26 protein-coding genes are annotated in these 23709 nt (G+C 52.3%); 14 read left to right on the top strand and 12 right to left on the bottom strand.

Translation table 11 applies throughout. The annotated features are described in order from the left end of the window. Nucleotides 1-2: 2 nt before the first annotated feature. A complete protein-coding gene (dut, locus tag PY990_RS04645) occupies nt 3-455 on the top strand; it encodes a dUTP diphosphatase (protein ID WP_171100032.1) in 453 nt (150 codons plus the stop codon). A 72-nt stretch (nt 456-527) separates the two neighbouring features. Further along, the gene (locus tag PY990_RS04650; RefSeq protein WP_275270621.1) at nt 528-1679 is read left to right on the top strand and encodes a GGDEF domain-containing protein; all 1152 of its coding nucleotides are present in this window, start codon (nt 528-530) and stop codon (nt 1677-1679) included. Between the two features lie 152 nt (nt 1680-1831). Here the strand turns inward: PY990_RS04650 and clpA are convergent, their stop codons facing one another. Together clpA and clpS are read right to left on the bottom strand one after the other, a co-directional pair. Next, nucleotides 1832-4156 (bottom strand): ATP-dependent Clp protease ATP-binding subunit ClpA, encoded by a 2325-nt coding sequence (clpA, locus tag PY990_RS04655; RefSeq protein ID WP_275270622.1) that lies wholly within the window; start codon nt 4154-4156, stop codon nt 1832-1834. Further along, nucleotides 4153-4461: an ATP-dependent Clp protease adapter ClpS gene (gene clpS, locus PY990_RS04660; protein ID WP_105029601.1), complete on the bottom strand. Its 309-nt coding sequence runs from the start codon at nt 4459-4461 to the stop codon at nt 4153-4155. Before clpS ends, clpA begins: the two co-directional genes overlap by 4 nt. Before the next feature lie 363 nt (nt 4462-4824). On the opposite strand from clpS, the gene PY990_RS04665 reads away from it, so the two are divergent. Continuing rightward, nucleotides 4825-5046 carry a cold-shock protein gene (locus PY990_RS04665; RefSeq protein ID WP_008252332.1) on the top strand — a complete coding sequence of 74 codons (222 nt, stop codon included), beginning with the start codon at nt 4825-4827 and terminating at the stop codon, nt 5044-5046. 138 nt (nt 5047-5184) lie between these two features. Here the strand turns inward: PY990_RS04665 and icd are convergent, their stop codons facing one another. Then, complete coding sequence (gene icd / locus PY990_RS04670; RefSeq protein ID WP_275270623.1) at nt 5185-6432, bottom strand: NADP-dependent isocitrate dehydrogenase; 1248 nt, start codon at nt 6430-6432, stop codon at nt 5185-5187. A 161-nt stretch (nt 6433-6593) separates the two neighbouring features. On the opposite strand from icd, the gene PY990_RS04675 reads away from it, so the two are divergent. Next, nucleotides 6594-7085, top strand: coding sequence for a DUF192 domain-containing protein (locus PY990_RS04675; protein ID WP_275270624.1), 492 nt, complete (start codon nt 6594-6596; stop codon nt 7083-7085). Between the two features lie 75 nt (nt 7086-7160). Here the strand turns inward: PY990_RS04675 and sodB are convergent, their stop codons facing one another. Both sodB and xseA read right to left on the bottom strand, forming a co-directional pair. Further along, entirely contained in the window at nt 7161-7742 is a 582-nt protein-coding gene (sodB, locus tag PY990_RS04680; RefSeq protein WP_275270625.1) for a superoxide dismutase [Fe], read from the bottom strand. 76 nt (nt 7743-7818) lie between these two features. Next, the gene (xseA, locus tag PY990_RS04685) at nt 7819-9186 is read right to left on the bottom strand and encodes an exodeoxyribonuclease VII large subunit (protein WP_275270626.1); all 1368 of its coding nucleotides are present in this window, start codon (nt 9184-9186) and stop codon (nt 7819-7821) included. A gap of 300 nt (nt 9187-9486) precedes the next feature. On the opposite strand from xseA, the gene PY990_RS04690 reads away from it, so the two are divergent. From PY990_RS04690 to adk, 6 genes are all read left to right on the top strand, one after another. Next, on the top strand, nt 9487-10101 hold the full coding sequence (locus tag PY990_RS04690; protein WP_275270627.1) for a MotA/TolQ/ExbB proton channel family protein: 615 nt from the start codon (nt 9487-9489) through the stop codon (nt 10099-10101). 11 nt (nt 10102-10112) lie between these two features. After that, nucleotides 10113-10541, top strand: a complete 429-nt coding sequence (locus PY990_RS04695) for an ExbD/TolR family protein (protein WP_275270628.1) — start codon at nt 10113-10115, stop codon at nt 10539-10541. Further along, nucleotides 10538-11608, top strand: a complete 1071-nt coding sequence (gene lpxK, locus PY990_RS04700; protein WP_275270629.1) for a tetraacyldisaccharide 4'-kinase — start codon at nt 10538-10540, stop codon at nt 11606-11608. The genes PY990_RS04695 and lpxK overlap by 4 nt, the downstream gene beginning before the upstream one ends. Continuing rightward, on the top strand, nt 11589-11765 hold the full coding sequence (locus PY990_RS04705; RefSeq protein ID WP_105029608.1) for a Trm112 family protein: 177 nt from the start codon (nt 11589-11591) through the stop codon (nt 11763-11765). The genes lpxK and PY990_RS04705 overlap by 20 nt, the downstream gene beginning before the upstream one ends. 6 nt (nt 11766-11771) lie before the next feature. Beyond that, entirely contained in the window at nt 11772-12533 is a 762-nt protein-coding gene (gene kdsB, locus PY990_RS04710; RefSeq protein WP_105029609.1) for a 3-deoxy-manno-octulosonate cytidylyltransferase, read from the top strand. 173 nt (nt 12534-12706) lie between these two features. Beyond that, complete coding sequence (gene adk, locus PY990_RS04715) at nt 12707-13360, top strand: adenylate kinase (protein ID WP_275270630.1); 654 nt, start codon at nt 12707-12709, stop codon at nt 13358-13360. A gap of 69 nt (nt 13361-13429) precedes the next feature. Here adk and murJ read toward each other — a convergent pair whose 3' ends face one another. Further along, a complete protein-coding gene (gene murJ / locus PY990_RS04720; RefSeq protein ID WP_275270631.1) occupies nt 13430-14989 on the bottom strand; it encodes a murein biosynthesis integral membrane protein MurJ in 1560 nt (519 codons plus the stop codon). Nucleotides 14990-15066: 77 nt separating this feature from the next. Here murJ and rpsT point away from each other — a divergent pair, with 77 nt between their 5' ends. Beyond that, nucleotides 15067-15333, top strand: coding sequence for a 30S ribosomal protein S20 (rpsT, locus tag PY990_RS04725; protein WP_105029612.1), 267 nt, complete (start codon nt 15067-15069; stop codon nt 15331-15333). A gap of 123 nt (nt 15334-15456) precedes the next feature. Here rpsT and PY990_RS04730 read toward each other — a convergent pair whose 3' ends face one another. The 5 genes from PY990_RS04730 to xseB all read right to left on the bottom strand — a co-directional run bounded on the left by PY990_RS04730 (nt 15457) and on the right by xseB (nt 19816). Beyond that, nucleotides 15457-15783, bottom strand: a complete 327-nt coding sequence (locus PY990_RS04730) for a DUF3579 domain-containing protein (RefSeq protein ID WP_275270632.1) — start codon at nt 15781-15783, stop codon at nt 15457-15459. 104 nt (nt 15784-15887) lie between these two features. Further along, complete coding sequence (gene folE2 / locus PY990_RS04735) at nt 15888-16718, bottom strand: GTP cyclohydrolase FolE2 (protein WP_275270633.1); 831 nt, start codon at nt 16716-16718, stop codon at nt 15888-15890. A 7-nt stretch (nt 16719-16725) separates the two neighbouring features. Beyond that, a complete protein-coding gene (gene dxs / locus PY990_RS04740; RefSeq protein ID WP_275270642.1) occupies nt 16726-18648 on the bottom strand; it encodes a 1-deoxy-D-xylulose-5-phosphate synthase in 1923 nt (640 codons plus the stop codon). Then, entirely contained in the window at nt 18642-19544 is a 903-nt protein-coding gene (locus tag PY990_RS04745; protein WP_275270634.1) for a polyprenyl synthetase family protein, read from the bottom strand. The genes dxs and PY990_RS04745 overlap by 7 nt, the downstream gene beginning before the upstream one ends. Further along, nucleotides 19541-19816 carry an exodeoxyribonuclease VII small subunit gene (gene xseB / locus PY990_RS04750; protein ID WP_275270635.1) on the bottom strand — a complete coding sequence of 92 codons (276 nt, stop codon included), beginning with the start codon at nt 19814-19816 and terminating at the stop codon, nt 19541-19543. Before xseB ends, PY990_RS04745 begins: the two co-directional genes overlap by 4 nt. A 177-nt stretch (nt 19817-19993) precedes the next feature. Here xseB and PY990_RS04755 point away from each other — a divergent pair, with 177 nt between their 5' ends. The 3 genes from PY990_RS04755 (at nt 19994) to PY990_RS04765 (ending at nt 22914) form a co-directional block, all read left to right on the top strand. Continuing rightward, nucleotides 19994-21121, top strand: a complete 1128-nt coding sequence (locus tag PY990_RS04755) for an aromatic ring-hydroxylating oxygenase subunit alpha (protein ID WP_275270643.1) — start codon at nt 19994-19996, stop codon at nt 21119-21121. 105 nt (nt 21122-21226) lie between these two features. Further along, nucleotides 21227-22003 carry a GntR family transcriptional regulator gene (locus PY990_RS04760; RefSeq protein WP_171100057.1) on the top strand — a complete coding sequence of 259 codons (777 nt, stop codon included), beginning with the start codon at nt 21227-21229 and terminating at the stop codon, nt 22001-22003. A gap of 41 nt (nt 22004-22044) precedes the next feature. After that, complete coding sequence (locus tag PY990_RS04765; protein WP_171100060.1) at nt 22045-22914, top strand: DMT family transporter; 870 nt, start codon at nt 22045-22047, stop codon at nt 22912-22914. A 4-nt stretch (nt 22915-22918) separates the two neighbouring features. Here PY990_RS04765 and PY990_RS04770 read toward each other — a convergent pair whose 3' ends face one another. Further along, complete coding sequence (locus tag PY990_RS04770; protein ID WP_275270636.1) at nt 22919-23704, bottom strand: ZIP family metal transporter; 786 nt, start codon at nt 23702-23704, stop codon at nt 22919-22921. Nucleotides 23705-23709: the final 5 nt, after the last annotated feature.

Raw genomic sequence — 23709 nt, forward strand, 5'->3', positions numbered from 1 at the left:
TCATGAAAATTCAAGTTGAACTGAAAGTACTCGACCCGCGCATGCAAGAGCAATTGCCAGCCTATGGCACTCCTGGCAGTGCGGGTATCGACCTGCGCGCCTGCCTAACTGAGCCACTGACTTTGCAACCCGGCCAGGCTGAACTGGTGCCAACCGGTCTTTCCATGTATATCGGCGACCCCAATTACTGTGCAACAATTTTGCCCCGTTCAGGCTTGGGTCACAAAAAAGGCTTGGTACTTGGTAATTTGGTGGGTTTAATCGATTCCGACTATCAGGGCCCGCTGATGGTCTCGGCCTGGAATCGCAGCCAAGTGCCTGTGACCATTGAACCCATGGAGCGCATCGCTCAACTGGTCATCTTGCCCGTGGCACACGCCGACTTCAAGGTGGTCAGCGATTTCACCCCCAGCGAACGCGGTGAAGGTGGGTTCGGAAGCACCGGGACACGCTAGAGAAAACCGAGCGAAAGGAACCACCCCAAGCAGATTTGCCACTGAGTGTCATTGTGAAGCATCAGGAAAACAATGGACTCAGAGGGCAACGGGCCAGCCACAACGACAGGCCGTACATGGTTGGTTCACGCAATCCGGCACCTGCGTCCCTGTTCTGAAAAAACCATCCGGTATTTTTGGTTGGCACTCTGCGTCATTCTGGCGGCAGTGGCTATATTCAACTACGGCAAAGCACATCAAATTCAAGGTGACCTGGCCAAGAGACGGCTACTTGAAGTGTCCCTGCAAGACCTGATCGTACAAAGCACCGCCCTGCATCACCTGGGCAATCAGCATGCTTATGAAACCAAACTTGGTCTGGAAACGCGTGGCTACAGCTCACCTCAGGAGTTACTCAATCAACTGGCTGCGAGATTGGCTGTCATCGAAACGATCAACACCCACAGCGGGCTGACTGAATCGGCTGCAAGCCTCCGAGAACACCTGATCGCGATGGACCAGCAACTTGACAGGTTCGGCAAACCCGACCCTCAACGCATCGAGTTTTGGTTGATCGAGCTTGGGATATTCAACACCACCTTGAAGAAACATACACAATCGACCGATGAAAAAGTTAATGCATTGCAACGCAACAACCTGATACTCACATTGATTGTCTTGGTTCACTCGGTAAGTTTTGTCAGCCTGACTCTGTGGCGACAATCAAACTTGCGAAAGCGCTTCGCAGTGGAACTGCTTCACCTGAGCAATCAGGCTCGCAGCGATCCACTCACTGGTTTGCTCAATCGCCGGGGCTGGCAAGACCTGAGCAGCGCCTACCTGCGAAAAATGCAAAGAGAAAATCAGCGTCAAGGCAGCGTAGCAATTATCGATATTGACTACTTCAAACAATACAACGACACCTATGGTCACGAGGCCGGGGATATGCGACTTCGGGAGTTTGCCGAAACGCTTCGAACCAACTTCAGACCTGGTGATTTGATCGCACGTGTCGGGGGCGAAGAGTTTGCAGTGCTTCTACCGAACTGCACCGCCGACGACACCCAAAGAATCGTAGACAGGATTCGGCTGAACGGCAATTGCAAAGTTGGGTTTTCGGCAGGAATTTGCGACATCACCCAGGCTGACAGCATTGACCGCACCATGGCGCAAGCTGACCACGCGCTTTACCAAGCCAAGAACAAAGGTAGAAACCGCAGTTGCCTGGGCCAAGTCAGTGGTTGATTAAGCAGCAAAACAAGCAACGCAACACACCGCCGGAAAAACAAAACGCCTGAGAATCCCTGCGAGGGAAACTCAGGCGAGCCGAGTTCGGATTAGCCCGGATACCTATCCGGGCTAGCCCCTACCTGATGCTTTACGACCAAGCCTTGCTTTTAATCAACAGCAACCTCAGTGCCGCTCTCCGACTCTTGGCCCGATGAACCTTCATCAAAAGTCAGTGAAACCTGGTCATTTTCCAAATCATGGTCCACTGTCACCCTGCCGCCGTTCACCAATTTGCCAAACAGCAACTCGTCGGCCAACGCCTTGCGGATGGTGTCTTGAATCAAGCGCTGCATTGGGCGAGCACCCATCAATGGATCAAAACCTTTCTTGGCCAAGTGCTTGCGCAATTCGTCTGTGAACACCGCATCCACTTTCTTTTGGTGCAACTGCTCTTCCAGCTCCATCAGGAACTTGTCGACCACGCGAAGAATGATTTCCTCATCCAGCGCACGGAAGGAAATGACAGAATCCAGGCGGTTGCGGAACTCGGGGCTGAACATGCGCTTGATGTCTTCCATCTCATCGCCCTGCACCTTGGATTCCATGAAGCCAATACCGCGTTTGGTCAGGGCTTCTGCACCTGCGTTGGTGGTCATAATGACGATCACATTGCGGAAATCAGCCTTGCGACCGTTGTTGTCAGTCAAAGTACCGTTGTCCATGACCTGAAGCAGGATATTGAACACATCGGGGTGCGCTTTTTCGATTTCGTCGAGCAGCAACACGCAATGTGGCTTCTTGGTAATGGCCTCGGTCAGCAAACCGCCCTGGTCAAAGCCCACATACCCTGGGGGCGCACCAATCAAACGAGAAACCGCGTGACGTTCCATGTATTCCGACATGTCAAAACGCAACATTTCAATGCCGAGAATGAATGCCAACTGTTTGGCCACCTCGGTTTTACCCACACCTGTGGGACCGCTGAACAGGAAGGAGCCAATTGGCTTGTCTGCTTTGCCCAAACCAGCACGCGACATTTTGATCGCATTGGCCAGCGCTTCAATGGCGGGGTCTTGCCCAAACACAGTGGCTTTCAAATCGCGATCGAGCGTGGCCAGCTTGTTGCGGTCATCGGTGTTAACCGACTGTGGCGGAATGCGGGCAATTTTCGAGACGATGTCCTCAATGTCGCCTTTCGTGATTGTTTTGCGCTGCTTGCTTTTTGGCAAGATACGCTGAGCCGCACCGGCTTCATCAATCACATCAATGGCCTTGTCGGGCAAATGACGATCATTGATAAACTTGGCCGACAACTCAGCGGCTGCCGAAATGGCCGCGCTGGAATACTTCACGCCATGGTGGTCTTCAAAACGGCTCTTCAGACCGCGCAAAATTTCAATGGTCTGTTCCACGGTGGGTTCAGACACATCAATTTTCTGGAAGCGGCGTGAAAGCGCGTGGTCTTTCTCGAAAATGCCACGGTACTCGGTAAAGGTGGTTGCGCCAATGCACTTCAGCTGCCCTGACGACAAGGCAGGTTTCAACAAATTGGAGGCATCCAGCGTGCCGCCAGAAGCGGAGCCTGCACCAATCAAGGTGTGGATTTCGTCAATGAATAACACCGAGTCTGGGTTGGCCTTCAGCTGTTTCAACACCGCTTTCAAACGCTGTTCGAAATCGCCACGGTATTTGGTACCGGCCAGCAACGCGCCCATGTCCAGTGAATGAACCTGCGCTGTTGCCAAAATCTCCGGCACGTCACCTTGCACAATTCGCCAAGCCAAACCCTCGGCAATCGCGGTTTTACCCACACCAGCCTCACCCACCAAGAGCGGGTTGTTTTTGCGGCGGCGGCACAGCACCTGGATAACCCGCTCCACTTCCTGCTCACGGCCGATCAGCGGATCAATTTTCCCTTCCTTGGCCAATGCATTCAAATTCTGGGTGTACTGATCGAGCGGAGACTGCTTGTCACCCACGTTTTGGGTGGCTTCGGCTTCCTGCTCCTGATTCTCGTTTTGGGAATTCTCGGGCTTAGGCGCAGGGGCCTGCGGCGTTTTGGTAATGCCGTGTGAAATGTAATTCACCACATCCAGACGGGTAATTCCCTGCTGGTGAAGGTAATAAACCGCATGGGAGTCTTTCTCTCCAAAAATCGCAACCAGCACGTTTGCGCCAGTCACCTCTTTCTTGCCATTCGATGTGCTTTGAACATGCATGATGGCGCGCTGAATAACCCGCTGGAAACCCAGCGTGGGCTGCGTGTCCACCTCATCCTGACCGGACACCACAGGGGTGTTGTCCTTGATGAAATTTTGCAGGTTCTTTCGAATTTCTTCGACATCGCACGAGCATGAACGTAGCACCTCGGCCGCTGAAGGATTGTCCAGCAAGGCCAATAGCAGGTGCTCTACCGTGATGAATTCATGCTTTTGCTGACGTGCGTCAACAAATGCCATGTGCAAACTTACTTCCAACTCTTGCGCAATCATGTTTCCTCCATCACGCACTGCAGCGGGTGTTGATGCTGCTTTGCGAAACCGCATACCATTTCGACTTTTGTCGAGGCGATGTCTTTGGGATATACCCCACAGACCCCTTTGCCCTCTCGATGCACTTTCAGCATGATTTGGGTGGCCTGTTCCCTTCCCTTTCCAAAAAACTTCTGCAAAACAATCACGACAAACTCCATGGGGGTGTAGTCATCGTTCAAGAGCACGACCTGATACATCGGGGGCAGCTTCGCTTTTTGCGCCTGCGATTCCAGTACTGTTGATGGATTGTTTTGCGAACTCATAACTTCATTGTAATCACTTCTAAGGGGCACGCAACAAGGATTAGAGAGCAATACACTGCCTTTATTGAAGGCTAGAAATTTTTCCTGAAAATTCAATCAGGAACATCTCAAAAATTATGCAAACCCACTCCCAAATTTGCAATCGATAACCAACAAGGTCAATCACCCGAAAAGCCTGAATTCACCAGATGTAGACAACACCTGTCTATTACAAGGGGTAAACCCTTAAAAAATGTATCTATTGTATGGTTGACCCCAGCCCAAACAGGTCAAAGAATAGAAGGCAAGCTGGTTCAGACTGGCGAGTTGTCGGAAAGTTCGTGCGTTCCGATCGAAGTATTGTTTTTTGAAGGAGGTTTCGCGATGGCGACCGGCACCGTAAAATGGTTCAATGATGCAAAGGGTTTTGGTTTTATCACTCCAGATCAAGGGAGCGATGAACTTTTCGCCCACTTTTCAGCAATCCAGGCATCTGGATTCCGCACACTTAAAGAAGGTCAGAAAGTGACTTTTGAAGTGGTGGATGGACCAAAAGGTAAGCAGGCTCAGAACATCTCTGTGATGGACGCAACCAGCGCCGCCTGACAAGTAAAATAATCAAACCACCGATTAAGAGGAAAGCCGGCCCCAAGCCGGCTTTTTTCTTGTATGCCGATTCGAAAACGATTCATAAAAAAGCCCCGCAGAACGGGGCTTTTTCATTTTCCAAAGTCGGAGACTTTGTTACATGTGGTCGATCATCACCTGTCCGAACCCGGAACAGCTTACCTGTGTGGCACCGTCCATCAAGCGCGCAAAATCATAGGTTACTTTCTTGGACGTGATGGATTTTTCCATTGAGGAGATGATCAAGTCAGCAGCCTCGATCCAGCCCATGTGGCGCAGCATCATTTCCGCAGACAGAATCTGTGAACCTGGGTTCACATAGTCTTTGCCGGCATATTTCGGTGCTGTGCCGTGCGTGGCTTCGAACATGGCGATTGAATCGGACAGGTTGGCACCTGGGGCGATACCAATACCACCCACCTGCGCTGCCAGCGCATCAGAGATGTAGTCGCCATTCAGGTTCATGGTTGCGATCACGCTGTATTCCGCGGGGCGCAGCAGAATTTGCTGCAAAAAGGCATCGGCGATCACGTCTTTGATCACGATGTCGCCATGCGCAGCCTTGATTTTCATCCAGGGGCCGCCGTCAAGCAGTTCGGCGCCGAATTCGTTCTTTGCCAAAGCATACGACCAAGCCGCAAAAGCGCCTTCGGTGTACTTCATGATGTTGCCCTTGTGCACGATTGTCACCGAGGGCTTTTTGTTGTCGATGGCGTACTGAACGGCTTTGCGGAACAGGCGCTCAGTACCCTCTTTGGAAATTGGCTTGATTCCAATGCCTGAAGTTTCAGGGAAACGAATCTTGCTCACACCCATTTCTTCACGCAGAAACTTGATCAGCTTTTTGGCTTTGTCAGTTTCCGCCTCGTATTCAATACCTGCATAAATGTCTTCCGAGTTCTCGCGGAAAATCACCATGTCGGTTTTGTGGGGCTCTTTTACCGGGCTGGGCACGCCAGCAAAGTAGCGCACCGGGCGCAAACACACATACAGGTCAAGCTGCTGGCGCAGTGCAACGTTAATGGAACGAATACCGCCACCCACGGGCGTGGTCAATGGGCCTTTGACGGACACTACATATTCTTTCAGCACTTCCAGGGTTTCTTCGGGCAGCCAAACATCGGGGCCATACACCTTGGTCGATTTTTCACCCGCGTAAATTTCCATCCAGCTGATCTTGCGCTTGCCGCCATACGCTTTGGCCACTGCAGCGTCGACCACGTCGATCATCACTGGTGTAATGTCAAAACCAGTGCCATCGCCTTCGATGTATGGAATGATGGGTTGATCGGGTACGTTCAACGAGTAATCACTATTGACCGTGATTTTTTCGCCGACTGATGGGACTTTAATGTGTTGGTACATGGTCTCTCCGCTGCTTCTCTGGTGTGTTAGAGGGAACACTCTAGTGTATCCCTTCACTACGAAAATCACAATTATTTCGCAATATGAAATTGCATTCCTTATTGCGCCAAGCCGTATAATACCGCCATCTTCTTTCAGATCTCTGACAGGAACCAGATTTCATGCACTTTGATCACATCAACAAATACTGCACTACTTTCAGGTTGACTTTGGTGACAGCTGCGCTGGGCTTGGCTGCCTGCATAGGCAATGCTGCTGGACCCGCGCAATCCCAATTGCCAACACTTCAAATGCGCGTAGGCCAACATGAGGTAAAAGCAGAGTTGGCCAACACCGATATAAGCCGTCAAATCGGGCTGATGAACAGAAAGGAGCTGGGCAAAAATTCGGGGATGCTGTTTGTGTTCAAACGCAGTGAAACACAATGTATGTGGATGAAAAACACCCTGATTGATCTGGATGTGGCCTTTGCAGACGCCAACGGCAAAATTCTGAATATCGAACAGATGACAGCAGGTACGGCTGACATTCACTGCTCCAGCGGCAACGCCAAACTTGCACTGGAAATGAACCGGGATTGGTTTTCAACGCGCGGTATTGATGCTGGTGAAATACTACAGGTGCCAGAGCGGGTCCTGGAAACCAAGGAATAGACCGCAAAAAAACCGACCCCTCCTCGCGCTGTGGGCACAAAAAGGGGTCGGCGTGTTGAAGATGATTTCGAGGGGTTAACCTTCGAAATTCTTCGATGCAAATTCCCAGTTCACCAAGTTCCAGAAAGTTTCAATGTACTTGGGGCGGGCGTTGCGATAATCGATGTAGTAGGCGTGTTCCCACAGGTCGCAGGTCAACAAAGGCTTGTCTTGAGTGGTCAAGGGTGTGGCTGCGTTGCTCGTGTTCACAATATCCACTGAACCGTCGGCTTTTTTCACAAGCCATGTCCAGCTGGAACCAAAGTTACCAATCGCGCTTTTGGTAAAAGCTTCCTTGAACGCATCAAAACTGCCAAATTTGGCATTGATGGCATCGGCCAACTTGCCTGTGGGCGCACCACCACCATTGGGAGACAGGCAATGCCAGTAGAACGTGTGGTTCCAGATTTGTGCTGCGTTGTTGAACACGCCACCGGTTGACTTCTTGACGATGTCTTCCAGGCTGGAGCTTTCAAACTCGGTGCCTTTTACCAGATTATTCAGGTTGGTCACATAAGCAGCGTGGTGCTTGCCGTAGTGGTACTCCAGTGTTTCTTTGGAAATATGGGGAGCCAGCGCGTCCATCGCGTAGGGCAATTCGGGCAGTGTATGTTGCATATCAGTATCCTCTCTCACTTCAATCAATACGAAAACTTCAGCTAAGGGTAAAACCCCGCATTTCAACCCTTTGATTCTATCTTGAATTTTTGACGTCCTCGGTCAACGGTCCGCGCAGCTCAGTTTTCTCGCGCACATTCACCAAAATTTCACCGTCCGCCAGTGTGGCGCGCAAGGCATCGCCAGTTTGCACATCCAGCACGGAGCGAACTACTGCGTTCCCGTGCTGTGGCCGCAAAAAGGCATAGCCTCGCTCTAGGGTTCGTTGGGGGGAGACGGCCTCGACTACGGACCCAAGACGATCAAGGCGGGAAACTAGCGCTGCAATGTTGCGCCGCTGCGCAGATGAAAGCGTACTGTCGAGAAACTGAGCGCTTCTGGTGGCCGAGTTTTGCGCTTCACCCATTTCATTCGACGCGGATTCCCACAACACCTGAATTGAATTGGTTTGTTGTGCAAGGCCTCGCTCGACAAGGCGCGGCAGGCGACTACTTGCGTTATTCAAACGTGACTCAAGCGCATGCAGGTAAGCCGTGGGCGTCAGCAAACCGAGCTCAGCCCGATCCACCCGTTGAACAAGCATTTGGGCTCGGTGACGTAAAGCCTTGCGCAAGCCCACATGCAAACCTTGAATCTCGGACAGCAGCTCACTGGTGGGCCGGCTAATCAATTCAGCTGCGGCAGTGGGCGTGGCGGCGCGAAGGTCTGCGGCAAATTCAGCCAGGGTTACATCCGTTTCGTGCCCCACGCCAACCACGATGGGGGTTTTGCATGCGGCCACCGCGCGCACAACCGCTTCTACGTTGAAACTCCACAGATCCTCTAGACTGCCACCTCCGCGGCAAAGCACCAACGCCTCGTGGCCTGCTGAATCGGCTTTGCGAAGGGCCTCAATAATTTGTGCTGCGGCCTGTTCGCCCTGCACCGCGGTGTGGTAAACCGAGTACTCAACATGGGGGGCACGCCTTGCCAAGGCCTGTTTTACATCAGCAAGTGCTGCGGCTTGCAGTGAAGTGATTACCCCGAGATTAAAAACCACCCAAGGCAGTGGGCGCTTGCGGGCAGAATCGAACAACCCCTCCTGAGTCAATTTGGTTTTCAGTTGCAGGTACTGTTCATGCAGATTGCCTTGCCCGGCTTTCTTCATAACATCAATAATCAATTGCAGCTCGCCGCGCTGCTCATACATGGCCAGTTGCGCAAGCACTTCAACTTTATCGCCCACCGCTGGGGAAAAACCTGCGAGAACATTGCGTTGGCGGAACATAACCGCCTTCAGTTGTGCAGATTCGTCCTTCAGGGCCAAATACCAATGCCCGGAGGAGGCACGGGTAAAGGACGCCACCTCACCCTGAATCCGGATAGCGCCAAATTCATTTCGGAGGTGATCATTCAGGTGCCTAGCGAGCTGGCTGACCGAGAAAACCGTTTTTAAGTCAATCATTTATAGACCAAATTGGCTAAAAAACCAGAACATTTCCACATGCGCTAACAAAAAGCTACTTTCTGTGCAACATGGCTGAAATACAAGAAAATATACACAAGTAACTGATTAAAAAGAAAAAATACAACAAAATACGATACACAAAAAGTTCATCTTTCTCACAAGCGACTGATTATTCGAAAATTTGGGGGGCTTTTCCCCAAAGTTATCCACAATGAACAAATATGTCGGCTTTTGTGTAATTTGTGTAATGTTGGTTTTTTCGCTAGAGTCCCTGTCTTACTGAATAGGAGTCTACTTGTGTGGTCAATCATTTCTGCAGCGGGCTGGCCAATTTGGCCTTTGATTTTTGGCTCGGTGGTGGCGTTGGCAATCGTGCTTGAGCGCGTTTGGGCCTTGCGAAAAAAAGACTTGATCCCGGAAAACCTGGTGGCCGATGTGTGCAAAACACTGCCCCAGTTCAAAGACCGGCAAAACATTGCCCGTCTGGAATCACACAGTGCGCTCGGAAGCTTGATGGCTGCTGGGCTGTCTGCGTTCTACAAGAACGAGGACATAGAAACCGCGATGCAGGACAAATCTGTCGGTATTCAAAACACACTTGAAAAACATCTTGACGTGCTGTCCATGATCGCCAGTGCCGCGCCTTTGATGGGTTTGCTGGGAACGGTCATCGGCATGATCGAGATTTTTGCAGTTCAAGGCTCGGGTGCCCAGACGCCCGAAGCGATTGCCGCTGGCATCGCAGTAGCTCTTTACAACACGGCATTCGGCTTGATTGTTGCGATACCGGCCCTGGTCGCCTATCGACTGTTCCGGATCCGTATCAACGGCCTGCTCGAGGACATGGGAAACTCACTGAAGCCTTTTGAAGACCTGCTGAAACAGCACACCAACTCGCGCAAGCCAGGCTAAGGAGCGGGGCTTTGAGAATCAAGCGTACAACAAGCACGGAAGCACCCGACATCAACCTCATCCCGCTGATCGATGTGTTGTTGGTCATCGTGATTTTCCTGGTTGTGTCCACCACATTCATGCAGCCCAGCCAACTGGAAGTTGATTTGCCTGGCACACAAAGCGCTCAGGAAGATGCCACACCGCCTGAAGCACTTCGAATTCGAGTGGGTCGGGATGGCAACTATGCGCTGGGCGCTCAGGGTGTATTGACGGAAACCCAACTTCGCACAGAACTGAGCAAGGTTTTGTCAGCCAAACCTGCAAGCGAGGAACGCAGGGCCATTGTTGAGGCCGATGCGGCTGCCACGCACCAATCGGTGGTGATGGTGATGGACATGCTGGCCTCGTTGGGTGTGGCCAAGGTATCAATTGCCACAGCAGGTGGCAAATCCCCATGAGCGCAGATGAACGCAAGGCCAGGATTGAGTCTGCGTTGCTCAATATTTGGTACTCGGGGCAAAAACCAGGGCTTGTTACGGGCTTGACCCTGGGTTTACTTGAATGTACTTACAAGGCGTTGCGCTGGGCCACCCGGCAAAATTACAAATCGATTGCCGCAAAGAAAGCAAGCCATCCGCCAGTGTTGGTGGTCGGCAACCTGATTGCCGGCGGTGCAGGAAAAACGCCCATCGTGATGGCAATTTGCCAATACATGGTCGCCCGCGGTAACAAGGTGGGTATCGTGAGCCGGGGTTATGGGCGATCCACAACTGCGCCAATAGTAATTGACCCAGCCAAAAACACACCCGCCGCAATTGAAGCGGGAGACGAGCCGCTGTTCTTAAGCCGTGAAACCGGTTGCCCGGTGGCTGTGTGCGCGGATCGAAACCAAGCGGTCAGGCTTCTTTTGGCCCATTTCCCGGATTTGAAACTTATTGTGTCGGACGATGGCCTGCAACACCACAAGCTTGCCCGGCAAATTGAATGGGTTGTATTCGACCGGCGGGCTCATGGCAATGGCCGCTTGCTGCCTGCAGGCCCGTTGCGCGAGCCACTTTCCCGGCTAGGCTCAGTGGATGCGGTGTTGTGTTCCAACATTTCGCCCGAGGCCCTGAGCAAAGCATTGGATTGGCCGTGTCGGGACAACTGGTACGCGGTACACGTTCAACTCACTGGCTTTCGGCAACTACGCTCTGGCCAATTCCTGACAACCGAACAAGCCATGGAACAGTGGAAACAGCTGAAACTGATGGCTTTTTCCGGCATTGGTGATCCAGGCAAATTATTTGATGCGATTCGATCAGCCGGCCTCAATCTTGACGCATGCCGCGGACTTCCCGACCATTTCAATTACCCTGAAGACTTTTGCGCACAGTTCGATCAACAAGTGCTGATCACAAGCGGCAAAGATGCCGTAAAATTGGGTGATTCAAACCCAAAAGTGTGGGTGGCCGAGATCAGCGTAAAATTGCCCCCTGCCTTGACACAAGCCCTAGAGGATTGCATTGGACCCACAATTGATTGACATTCTGGTTTGCCCCATCTGCAAAGGGCCGCTTGAAAAACGCCCAAGCGATAGCTATCTGGTATGCAAAGCCGACAAACTTGCATTTCCCGTACGGGACGGAATACCCATCATGCTGGTGGAACAAGCCGAACCTGTATCAACCTCCAACAACTAAGTTTCCATGTTCAAAGCCGTTATCCCGGCCCGCCATGCGTCTACTCGCCTGCCAGGCAAACCCCTGCTGGACATTGCGGGAAAGCCCATGGTTGTGCGAGTGGCCGAGCAGGCCTTGAAATCGGGTGCAGACGAAGTCTTGGTCGCCACCGATCACCCGGAAATTGAGTCGGTGTGTATAAACCATGGCTTGCAGGTTGTCATGACCCGTGGCGACTGGCCAACAGGCACCGACCGGATTGCGGAAGTGGCCCAACTCAAAGGCTGGGCCAACGACACCGTGGTGGTGAATGTACAGGGCGATGAGCCCCTGATTGACCCAGCCTTGATTGACCTGGTGGCCAAAGCCTTGCTGGAAGATGCTCAAGACATTGCGACCTGTGGGCATGCAATCGACAACTGGGAAGAGTTCAAAAACCCCAACGTGGTGAAAATCGCCATGCGTGAAGACGGCGAAGCACTTTACTTTTCCCGGGCCCCTATTCCTTATCCGCGGGATGCTTATGCGACTGAATCCTGGCCCCAAGGGGTGCCAGCGGGGCAACTGGGCATTCGGCACATTGGTTTGTATGCTTACCGCGCCCGCTTTCTGAAGGTGTATCAAACACTGCCCCCAGCCAGAATCGAAGTGCTTGAATCACTTGAACAACTCAGGGCGCTGGCCAATGGCTTTCGCATAAAAGTGTGTATGATTCAGGATGCCCCGCTTCCCGGGGTAGACACCGCGCAAGACCTGGAGAAAGTCAGGGCATTGTTCGGGTCTCGTTAAGGCTGAACGACCATGAAAAAATATTCGAGCCTGCCCATGGGTAAGTTTTCTGCAAGTTGAAGCACCCATAATCGCAAAGGCCTCGAATAAGAAAAAACGGCCAAAAATATTGCCTGTTGTAAACGACGCATCTTGTACAACAGGCCAGCAGATTTAAAACTCTTGAGGCGACTATGCGTTTAATTCTATTGGGAGCGCCCGGTGCTGGCAAAGGCACGCAGGCGACATTCATCAAGGAAAAGTTTGGCATTCCCCAAATTTCCACTGGCGACATGCTGCGAGCAGCTGTTAAAGCCGGCACCCCCCTGGGTATCGAAGCAAAAAAAGTCATGGACAGTGGCGGCCTGGTGTCCGACGAGATCATCATCAATTTGGTGAAAGAGCGCTTGAAGGAATCCGATTGTGCAAATGGTTATTTGTTTGACGGATTTCCCCGCACCATTCCGCAAGCAGAAGCCATGAAAGAAGCCGGCGTGAAAATCGACTTCGTGTTGGAAATTGACGTGCCTCACGATGCGATCATTGACCGCATGAGTGGCCGCCGCACTCACCCAGCCTCGGGGCGCACCTATCACGTAAAATTCAACCCTCCGAAACAGGAAGGCATTGATGATGTGACAGGCGAGCCTTTGGTTCAGCGTGATGACGACAAGGAAGAAACCGTCAAGAAACGCCTTGACGTATACGAGAAGCAAACACGCCCCTTGGTGGACTACTACGGCCAGTGGGCAGCCACAGGCGATGCCAGTGCGCCACAATATCGCAAAATTGCAGGTGTTGGCAGCGTAGAAGAAATCAAGGCGCGTGCCTTTGATGCTTTGAAGTAATACTGAAATTAAAAGTAATCCGGCTGCAGCACCTGCGAAGGTGCTGCACCGCCTACACCACACACCCACTCAAACAACAGGTTTGCGAATCAAGCGTTTCGGGTTTAGACCCAAGGCGGCCAATACCGCAAAATAAAGCACGCCACACACCCCAATTACCCCGAGTACAGCGGCCACACGCACCAGTGGCGTAGAAGCCATGCCTAGCCAGTCAAACTGCTGGTTCATGAGCCACAAGGCAAAGCCCATGGCCATTGCAGCTACCGACACTTTGATCAAATAAAGCCCCCAACCGCTTGAAGGCGTGTACAGACCACGCCTGCGAAGCCCCCAATACAACACTGAGGCATTGAGAACAGCACCAACACTGATGCTCAATGGCAACCCTGCATGGCCCAGCCATGGTACGGTGATCAAATTCATCACTTGGGTGGCCAACACCACCACAATCCCTATCTTCACGGGCGTCCGGATGTCTTGTTTGGCATAAAAGCCAGGGGCCAGAATTTTGACCAAGACCAAGCCAGCCAAACCCAAGCTGTAAGCAACCACGGCTTGACTGGTCATGGCCACGTCGTTGGCATCAAAGCGTCCGTAGTGAAACAGCAGAGCCACCAAGGCATCCGAAAACAAGCCCATGCCCACAGCGGCCGGCAAAACAAGCACCACCGTCAAGCGCAAACCCCAATCCATCAAGCGTGAATATTCCTCGTGGCTTCGTGTTGCGGCGGCAGAAAGGGATGGCAGCAATACAGTGCCTAAAGCGACACCCAAGAGGGCGGTGGGAAATTCCATCAAGCGATCGCCATAAGAAATCCAAGAGACACTGCCCTGCTCAAGATGCGATGCAATGTTGGTATTGATGATCAGACTGATCTGCGCCACCGACACAGCCAACGTGGCTGGCACCATATTCTTCAGAACCCGACGAACACGCTCATCGCCCCAAGCTGCCTTAATGTCCCCAAGACCTGCAAAAGGATTGATCAGACAATCTGTGCGCGCCAGCCCATACCAAAGCACCGCCACCTGCAAAACACCTCCAACCATCACGGCAATTGCAAACGCTTTCACCGCTTGGTCAAAGTAAGGTGCAAGCAGCAAAGCGCCAGCAATAAAACTGATGTTCAACAGCACCGGCGCAAAGGCCGGCAATGCGAATGAGCGAAAAGTGTTCAGCAAGCCAGAGGCCAGTGCAACCATGGAGATCAGGAGAATGTATGGAAACATCCACTGCGTGAGCAACACTGTCAGCTCAAACTGCTCACTACCCCGATCAAGCCCACTGGCCATACCCATGACCACCCAACTGCCACCCAATACACCAGCCACAACAATCAGCAACAAAACGATGAACAAGAGAGAACTGACGCGCCGGGCCAGGTCAACCGCTGCTGATTTTCCTTGTGTGGCGTTGGTCTGGGACAAAATGGGAATAAAGGCCTGCGAAAAGGCACCTTCAGCAAATAATCTGCGCAAAAGATTGGGAATTCGAAAAGCGATAAAGAATGCGTCGGATTCAGCACCCGCCCCCAACAGGCGCGCGGTGATTGTCTCTCGGATCAGGCCAGTGATCCGGGAGAGCATGGTCATGGCGCTCACCGCTGCGGCCGATTTCAATAAATTCATATAGTGATTGTGAAAGGGCTAGTATTTTGTTAAAATTGCGGGTTTTCGAATTCTACACCCCTTGGAGCCTCAGCAATATGGCCAACTCAGCACAGGCGCGCAAGCGCGCAAAACAAGCCGCCAAAGCAAATGCGCACAATTCAGCCATTCGCTCAGCGATGAGAACCGCAGTTAAAAAAGTACGCGCTGCTGTTGAAGCAGGCGACAAAGCCGCCGCTCAGGCAGTTTATCGCGAAACAACAAGCATTCTGGATCGCGTTGCAGACAAAGACCTGATCCACAAAAACAAAGCCTCACGCAACAAGTCACGCTTGTCAGCACTTGTGAAAGGCATGGCCGCCTAATAGGTCTTAAGAGGCCTTAAGGTTTTAATTTGCTCCACATAAAAAAGCCCCTTGATTGAAAGGGGCTTTTTGTGTTGCCTGACCACTGTTAACAAACAGCTCGGAAATACTACGCAGGAAACCTTACTGCTCTGGATCGGGTAACAAACAGGCATCCAACACTTGCAAGTCGTTGTCACGCGCAAAGTTCAATACAAAAGTCATGGCCATGGGCTCAATGTCGCGCAAGCGCTCATCGATCACGACGCACTTTACATTGTTCATCAAGATTGGCTTGGCGTAGGGACTGTAAGCCAGGTGTTGCTGGCTTTGCTGGCGACCCGGCGGGCGGTAGCAGGACAGCACGCCACACAGGCGCTCGGCCCAATCTGATGGACGAAAAGGTTTTCCCGTGGACGTTAGCCCGAGAATAAACAGTTCCTTGGGCTTGACCTTGGGTGGTTCAGCCATAACCGAATAGCTCCTGAGGTGTGGGTTCGCACCCCGACATGTAATTTTGATATGTATTGTCGGGGTTGATTCTTACAATGTGCTGAAGAACCTGCGAGTGCTGCTTACGCTCGATCGATGCGTGCGTAAGCTGAGTGGTTATGAATGGACTCGAAGTTCTCGGCTTCGACGGTGTACTGGCCCACCTGCTTGAACTTGTTCATGGCAATGGCCACATCACGCACCAGGTCTTCCACAAACTTCGGGTTGTCGTAGGCACGTTCCGTCACGTACTTTTCGTCGGGACGCTTGAGCAAACCATACAACTCGCAGGAGGCCTGCTGTTCAATCGCTGAAATAAACTGGGCGATGTCCACGTCTTCTTTCAACTGCACACGCGCAGTGACATGCGAACGCTGGTTGTGCGCACCATACTCAGAAATTTTCTTGGAACAAGGGCACAAGCTGGTAACGGGCACAACAACTGTCAGGTAAATGTCTTGTCCTGCCTCAGTGGCGGAGCCTTCCAGTGTCAACTGGTAATCCATCAAACTGGACACACCACTGATTGGCGCAACCTTGGATAGGAAATAAGGCAGTTCCATCTTGATGCGACCGGAAGGTGCGTCCAGGCGCTGCAACATTTCCACCAGCATCGCGCGGAAACCACTAACCGTCAGCACATTACCTTGCGCTTCTTCGAGCAGGGCAATGAAACGAGACATGTGTGTGCCTTTTTGATCGGCAGGCAGAAACACGGTCATTTCGAACTCGGCCACGGAGGGCATCGGCTTTTGGCCTTGAAGCTCAATCAGAACTGGATATTTGACAGAACGAATACCCACCGATTGGATTGCAATGTGGCGGGTGTCGATGGTGCTTTGGACATCGGGAATGGCCTGGTCAATTGGGTTGGTGGCCACGGCATTCTCCAAGCCTTTGTCACGTGTATTCATAACTTCCTCATGTGTTCGCGGCACGCCCTGCTACATGGCGTACCACATTGGTGTGGCGATCGAAGAGCTCGCCATAGTGCTGCTTGATGGACGTTTCTATGCCTTGGGCGTCCAATCCAAGATTCTTGAGCAGGAGAACAGGGTCTCCATGGTCGATGAATTCATCGGGCAAGCCGAGTTGCAAAACTGCATTGTTAAAGCCTTGGGCATGCAAGTGTTCGGTCACGGCTGAACCTGCGCCACCCATGATACAGCCCTCTTCCACGGTCACAAAGCTGTAGCGCTGCTCGGCAAACCTTTGTAGCAATTCGGCATCAATGGGCTTGACCCAGCGCATGTCCACCACAGTGGCACCCAGCGCGCGGCCAGCCTCAAGGCTTGATTCACACATGGAGCCAAATGCCAAAATTACAAGTTTGTGCTCCGATTCATCGGGCGAATAACGCACAATTGCCTTGCCAATTTCAAGGGAATCGAGCGATTCGTCAGCGACCACACCGGGGCCCATGCCGCGCGGGTAGCGAACCGAGGCGCAGCCGGGATAGTGATAAGCGGTTGTGAGTAATTTGCGACACTCATCCTCGTTGGAGGGAGCGGCGATCACCATGTTGGGAATGCAACGCAGGTAAGCAATGTCGTAGTTGCCCGCATGGGTCGCTCCGTCAGCACCCACCAAACCGGCGCGGTCCAGCGCAAAGGTTACATCCAGATTCTGCAAGGCCACATCGTGAATCAGCTGATCGTAAGCGCGTTGCAAAAATGTGGAATAAATAGCCACGACGGGTTTCATGCCCTCGCACGCCAGGCCGGCTGCAAATGTGACTGCATGTTGTTCTGCAATTCCAACATCAAAGTAGCGCGAGGGGAAGCGACGCTCGAATTCAACCATACCGGAACCCTCGCGCATGGCAGGGGTAATGCCCACCAGTTTGCGATCGGATTGCGCCATGTCGCACAGCCACTTGCCAAAAATTTGGGTGTAGGTGGGGGGCTTGGGTGTACTTGATTTTTGAATACCGATGCTGGGATCGAACTTGCCCGGGCCATGGTAAAGCACAGGGTCTTGCTCAGCCAGCTTGTAGCCTGCCCCTTTCTTGGTGATGACATGCAGGAAGATCGGGCCTTTCATTGCACGCAGGTTTTGCAGGGTGGGCACCAAGGCATCCAGATCGTGACCATCAATGGGGCCGTAGTAATTGAATCCAAATTCCTCGAACAGTGTGGCTGGGCTCATCATGCCTTTGACATGCTCTTCAAGCCGGTGCGCCAGTTCGTACAAGGGCGGAGCCACGCCCAAAATACCCTTGCCCACTTCCTTCACATTGTTCAACATGCGGCCGGACAAAAGCTTGGCTAAGTACTTGTTCAGCGCACCCACGGGTGGCGAGATGGACATGTCGTTGTCATTCAGAATAACCAGCAAATCAATGTCGGGCGTCACACCCGCGTTATTCAAGGCTTCAAAGGCCATGCCAGCGGTCATGGAGCCGTCGCCAATTACGGCAATGTGTTTGCGGTTCACGCCCAGGTTGCGCGAGGCAACCGCCATGCCAAGAGCAGCCGAAATCGAGGTACTGGAATGTGCAGTACCAAAGGCATCGTACTCAGACTCCGAACGCTTCGGAAAACCGGAGATGCCGCCGTATTGGCGCAAACCTGGCATGGCGTCGCGCCGGCCAGTCAAAATTTTGTGGGGGTAGGTTTGGTGGCCCACGTCCCACACCACGCGATCATTCGGGGTGTTGAACACATAGTGCAAAGCCACAGTCAATTCAACCGTGCCCAGGTTGGACGACAAATGCCCACCTGTTTTTGCGACTTGCTCCACGATGTAATTGCGCAACTCGTCGGCCAGCTTGGGCAGCTGGTTTTCAGACAGTCGCCGCAGGTCTGCGGGGCAATCAATTTTTTTCAGCAGATCGGTCATGATTTCCGGTTTGTAATCAGTTCTACAAGGGTTTCCAGCGGCGCGCGGCGCGGGGCAGCAATAACCTCGCAGGCTGTGAAAGCCTGTTCTCGCAGCCGGGCCAAAAGTGCTTTGGCTTCGCCCAGGCCCATTAAACTCACCATGGTGGGTTTGTTGTTCAGTGCGTCTTTGCCCGATGTTTTACCGAGCACCTCACTGGTGGACTCCACATCTAATATGTCGTCAATTACCTGATATGCCAAGCCCAAACAATGGGCATAGGCCTCTAATCCATTCCTCTCAACGGCCGAAAGCGCTGTATTGCTTACATATCCCATGCGCACTGACGCCGAGATCAAGTCACCCGTTTTGCGCGCGTGCATATTGGCAAGCGACTGCAAGTCCATGGGCTTGCCCACATGCGCAAGGTCAATTGCCTGCCCGGCAGCCATGCCTTGCAAACCAGAGGCGCCAGCCAAGGCTGCAATTTGCTGCATGCGAACCTGAACATTGCCTTGGTCCGATTCAGCCAGCCATTGAAAAGCAATTGTTTGTAGTGCATCACCTGCCAACAGGGCAAAAGCCTCACCAAATTTCACATGACAGGTTGGTTTGCCACGGCGAAGTACATCATTGTCCATGCTGGGTAAATCGTCGTGCACCAAAGAATAGGCATGCATGGCTTCGATGGCGCAGGCTGCATCGCTTAACTCACTGGCTGGTGTCTCTACTGCATGGCCCGCTGCGAATACCAACATAGCGCGCAGGCGCTTGCCGCCATCCAACAAAGCATATTCAATTGCGGCATTCAGCTCACTGGAAGGACCTTTGGACTGGTTTAACTTTTCTGCCAATGCTGTTTCAAAACCCGCGCGAGTTTCGTCAAACCAGTTCAACTGAATAGACTGGGCGAAGCTCACTGCGCACCTTCATCAGCGGGTTTGTTCAATGCTTGTTCAATCTCGGTGACCTCTTTGCGAACCTGGCTTAACCGGTCCCTGCAATACTTCACGAGATAGGCCCCACGTTTGTAATCGGTCAGCAATTGATCCAGGCCAAGATTCTGGGAATCCATGGTATTCACCAAAGCCTCAAGCTCGGCCACTGCCTCTTCAAAAGAGGCTGGCACCGCTTGGGCATTGTCAACTGGCGCTATTTTCGATTTGCTCGGGCTCATTGTGCTGCGGCGCATGATACAAAGTCCTCCATTTTACTGCGACTTTGTCCAAAGGCGAAAAGTCTTTGGCCGGAATGCAGACTAAAGGGTACAATCCCACTTTCTCTTTTTGTTCAACAGGTTAATTTGCATCAGTGTCGATCAGGGACACTGTTGGAGGAGGTCCCCGGGATCATGTCCGATTTGAGTGATTTGTCCAATGTGTCACATGCCGTGACGCAATCAAGTTTACAGCCTCATGTTTCAACGTATTTCGATGAACATGTTTTGAAGGATGAAATCCAACTACTCTATCGAGACGGACCGGGTTACGTCGGTCACACCCATTGGGTGCCCGAGTGCGGCGACTGGAGGTCACTTCCGTGGGAGGGCGACGGCCGCATTCTAGTCAACAACGGCTCTGAAATCGAGCTTTTGTCCAATGTGTGTCGCCACCGCCAGGCAATTATGTTGAAAGGCCATGGCAATTCCAGCCATATCGTTTGCCCGCTTCACCGCTGGACCTACGATTTGAAAGGTGAATTGCTGGGTGCGCCGCATTTTGCGCAGCAACCTTGCACCAAACTTCAGTCGTATCCATTGCAGAACTGGCGCGGTCTGCTATTCAATTCCGGGCGTAACGTGCTTGAGGATCTGAAGAATGTTCCGTTTCTCGCAGAAATCGATTTCTCGGAATTTCAACTGGATTCCGTAAAAACCAATGTGCTGCCCTACAACTGGAAGACCTTCATTGAGGTTTATCTGGAGGATTACCACGTTGAGCCCTTCCACCCAGGCCTTGGCCAGTTTGTAAGTTGCTCGGATTTGCAGTGGTACTACGGCGAGAACTGGAGCGTGCAATCGGTGGGTGTGAAAGCAGGCCTACGTCGCCCGGGCACGCCGGTGTACAGGCAATGGCACGAAGCCGTGAAAAAGTTTAGCAACGGTGTAGAGCCCAAGTACGGCGCAATCTGGTTTTGTATGTATCCCAACATCATGGTGGAGTGGTACCCGCACGTGCTCGTGGTGTCTACCCTGCACCCGAAGGGTCCACAAGAAACCCTAAATGTTGTGGAGTTTTATTACCCGGAAGAAATTCGCCTGTTTGAACGTGAATTTGTCGAGGCTGAACAAGCAGCCTACATGGAAACTGCTGTCGAAGACGATGAAATTGCCGAGAGAATGGACGAAGGCCGCCGGGTGCTGATGGATCGAGGGGAACACGACGCAGGCCCCTATCAAAGCCCGATGGAAGATGGCATGGCGCACTTTCACTCCTGGTATGGGGCTCAAATGAACCCCACTCACCACCAGTCCGGGAAACTGAAAAAAACCTTCTGACCCGTAAAACCACGCGTCGTCAAAATCAATATCGCGATTTGTATTTTTGTTCAATCTTTTTCTGGTACATTGATTAGACAAAAATAAAACTCTGGATATATTTAGATGATGCGTGGCTCCAATTCCTTGGACGGGCCCGTTGTACGTAGTGGCGGCCCCGCCTACCAGCAAATCAGTGAAGTTCTGACCGATGAAATTTTCAGGCAAACCTGGAAAGTCGGTGAACCACTGCCCAATGAAAAAAAACTGTCGGACCGTTTTCAGGTGTCAATCGGCACTATTCGCCGCGCAATCGAATCGCTGGAAAAATCTGGACTGGTGACAAAAATGCAGGGGCTCGGGACATTTGTGACCGACAAAGCCTTACCTTCGCCGGTATACGATCGGGCAGATCCCTTCAAACTCAATGACCATTGGGCAACCGAGTATGCGGGTACCGAAGTAAAAACCGAGTTGATCAGCCTGGAGAGTATTCATGCTGACACCGAAGAATCTCGAGCCCTAGGTATCGCCTTGGGCGATCCAATCTGGTTGATTGAAGTTCGGCACATGCTGCACACCCAACTGATTGCTTATGAACAGCTGTGCCTCTCCAAAAAGGTTTTTCCGAAATTGAGCATTGAAATGCTGCAGAAATCGGCCGGCAACCTGTACCGTTTGGCCTCCGAGGTGTTTCAAATGCGGATTGGCCAGATGACCGATGAGGTGTCGGTGAAGTCAATGGAACCGCGTATTGCGAGCCTGTTCAATAAAATTCCGGATGCGCCCAGTCTGCGTGTATTTCGCATTACCCATTCGATGGACAATACGCCACTGGAGAAACGGGAGGTGTGGCTTGATCCGAGCTTTGCACATTACAAAGCCACGCCCGAATTGTCCTGAGCATCGCCCCGGGACATGAAGCCGGGCTACAATCTGCCCCCATGCAAGCACTCTGGATGTTAATGGCCTGCCTGTGTTTCGGCACCATGGGCCTGATGGTCAAACTCGCGGGCACCCACGCCAGCTTGGGTGAAATTGTTCTTTTTCGCGGAGCAGTGCCGGTCATTGCAATCACCGGTTGGGCTCTGCTTCAAGGCCTGAGCCTGAAAAGCCCGGTTGCATTTCTTCATTTGAAACGAAATGTTGCAGGAATCATTGCCATGTGGTGCGGCTTTTATGCGACCACGCAATTGCCCCTGGCCACGGCGACCACACTGATGTACACCTCCCCCCTGTTCATTGCCCTGATCTTGTGGCTTTGGTATGGGCAATCCAGAAATCGCCTGGAGCAGTTCGCAATTGCAATCGGCTTTTCTGGTGTCATTGCGGTTCTTCAACCCGTGTTTTACGGCAACCAACTACAAACTGCTCTTTTAGGCCTGAGTGCTGGTGCGGTGTCTGCCGTGGCTTACATGCAATTAAAAAGCCTTGGGCAAGCCCGCGAACCCGAGTGGCGAACTGTGCTTTACTTCGCAGGCACAGCCACTGTGACATCACTGGTGTACATCCTTGGCTTCGGGGAATTTGAGGTGTTTAAGACTCCAGACACCGATTGGACCTTGTTGTGGCTTGTGGCGCTGGGGTTTTTTGGTGGTGCGGGCAACCTGGCGCTGACCCGTTCATTCGGAAGCGGCTCAACCTGGCTTTCAGCCGCTTTGCAATACTGCACAATTCTGGTGTCGACATTCTTTGGAATTGTGGTGCTGGGCGACATTCCCACCAGCACAACCTGGTTGGGTGTTTTACTGATTATTGCCTGCGGAGCAATGTCTTCTTATGCAACCCACCAGAGAAAACTGGTGGGCGAGTAGTTGTTCAATGGTGGTGATGAAGAATTTCGGCCAGTATAGCCACCAAAGCCACGCCCGACCCAATACAAAGCAACTGCACCACGCTTTCCTTGATTTTCACACGCTGCTGCATTTGCGGAATCAGATCGGCAACCGCCACGTAAATGAAGCTGGCTGCCGCAAACACCAAGGCATAGGGCAGTAAAGCCTGCAATTCAGTGAACAAGGTGTAGCCCAAACCTGCGCCCAACACTGCAGCCAGACCAGCAACCGACATCAGCTGCAAGGCTTTCTTGCGAGCAATTCCCGCATTCACCAGCACCAGATAATCGCCTGTTTGTTGCGGAATTTCATGCAGCACCACACTCAGCGTGGTCACCAAACCCAACTCGAAATCAACCAAAAACGCACTGGCCACCAACAAGCCATCGGCGAAGTTGTGAATGGAATCACCCACCACAATCAACAAACCACCGCGGCGCGCCTCGCGTTTGTCGAAACCGTGGTGGTGGTCGTGCCCGTCGTGCTCGTGGTGGTGGCTATGGCGGAATATCGAAAATTTTTCCAGCACAAAGAAAAACAGCAAACCTGCCAGCAACAATGCAAACAAATTGTGGTGATCCATGCCCTTGTCCAGCGCTTCTGGCAACAGATGCAGAAGGGATGCACCAAGCAACACGCCAGCAGACACACTCACCATGGGCTCAAGCGAGCGGGCGATGTGCCTGGCAGTCAACAAGGCAGATGCAAAAATGGCCAAGGCCGTGCCCAAGGCAGCGGCCAGGAGAACAAGCGGTAAACTGGATTGCACGATTT

Source organism: Limnobacter olei (genome assembly GCF_029087225.1).
Taxonomy (GTDB): Bacteria; Pseudomonadota; Gammaproteobacteria; order Burkholderiales; family Burkholderiaceae_B; genus Limnobacter; species Limnobacter olei.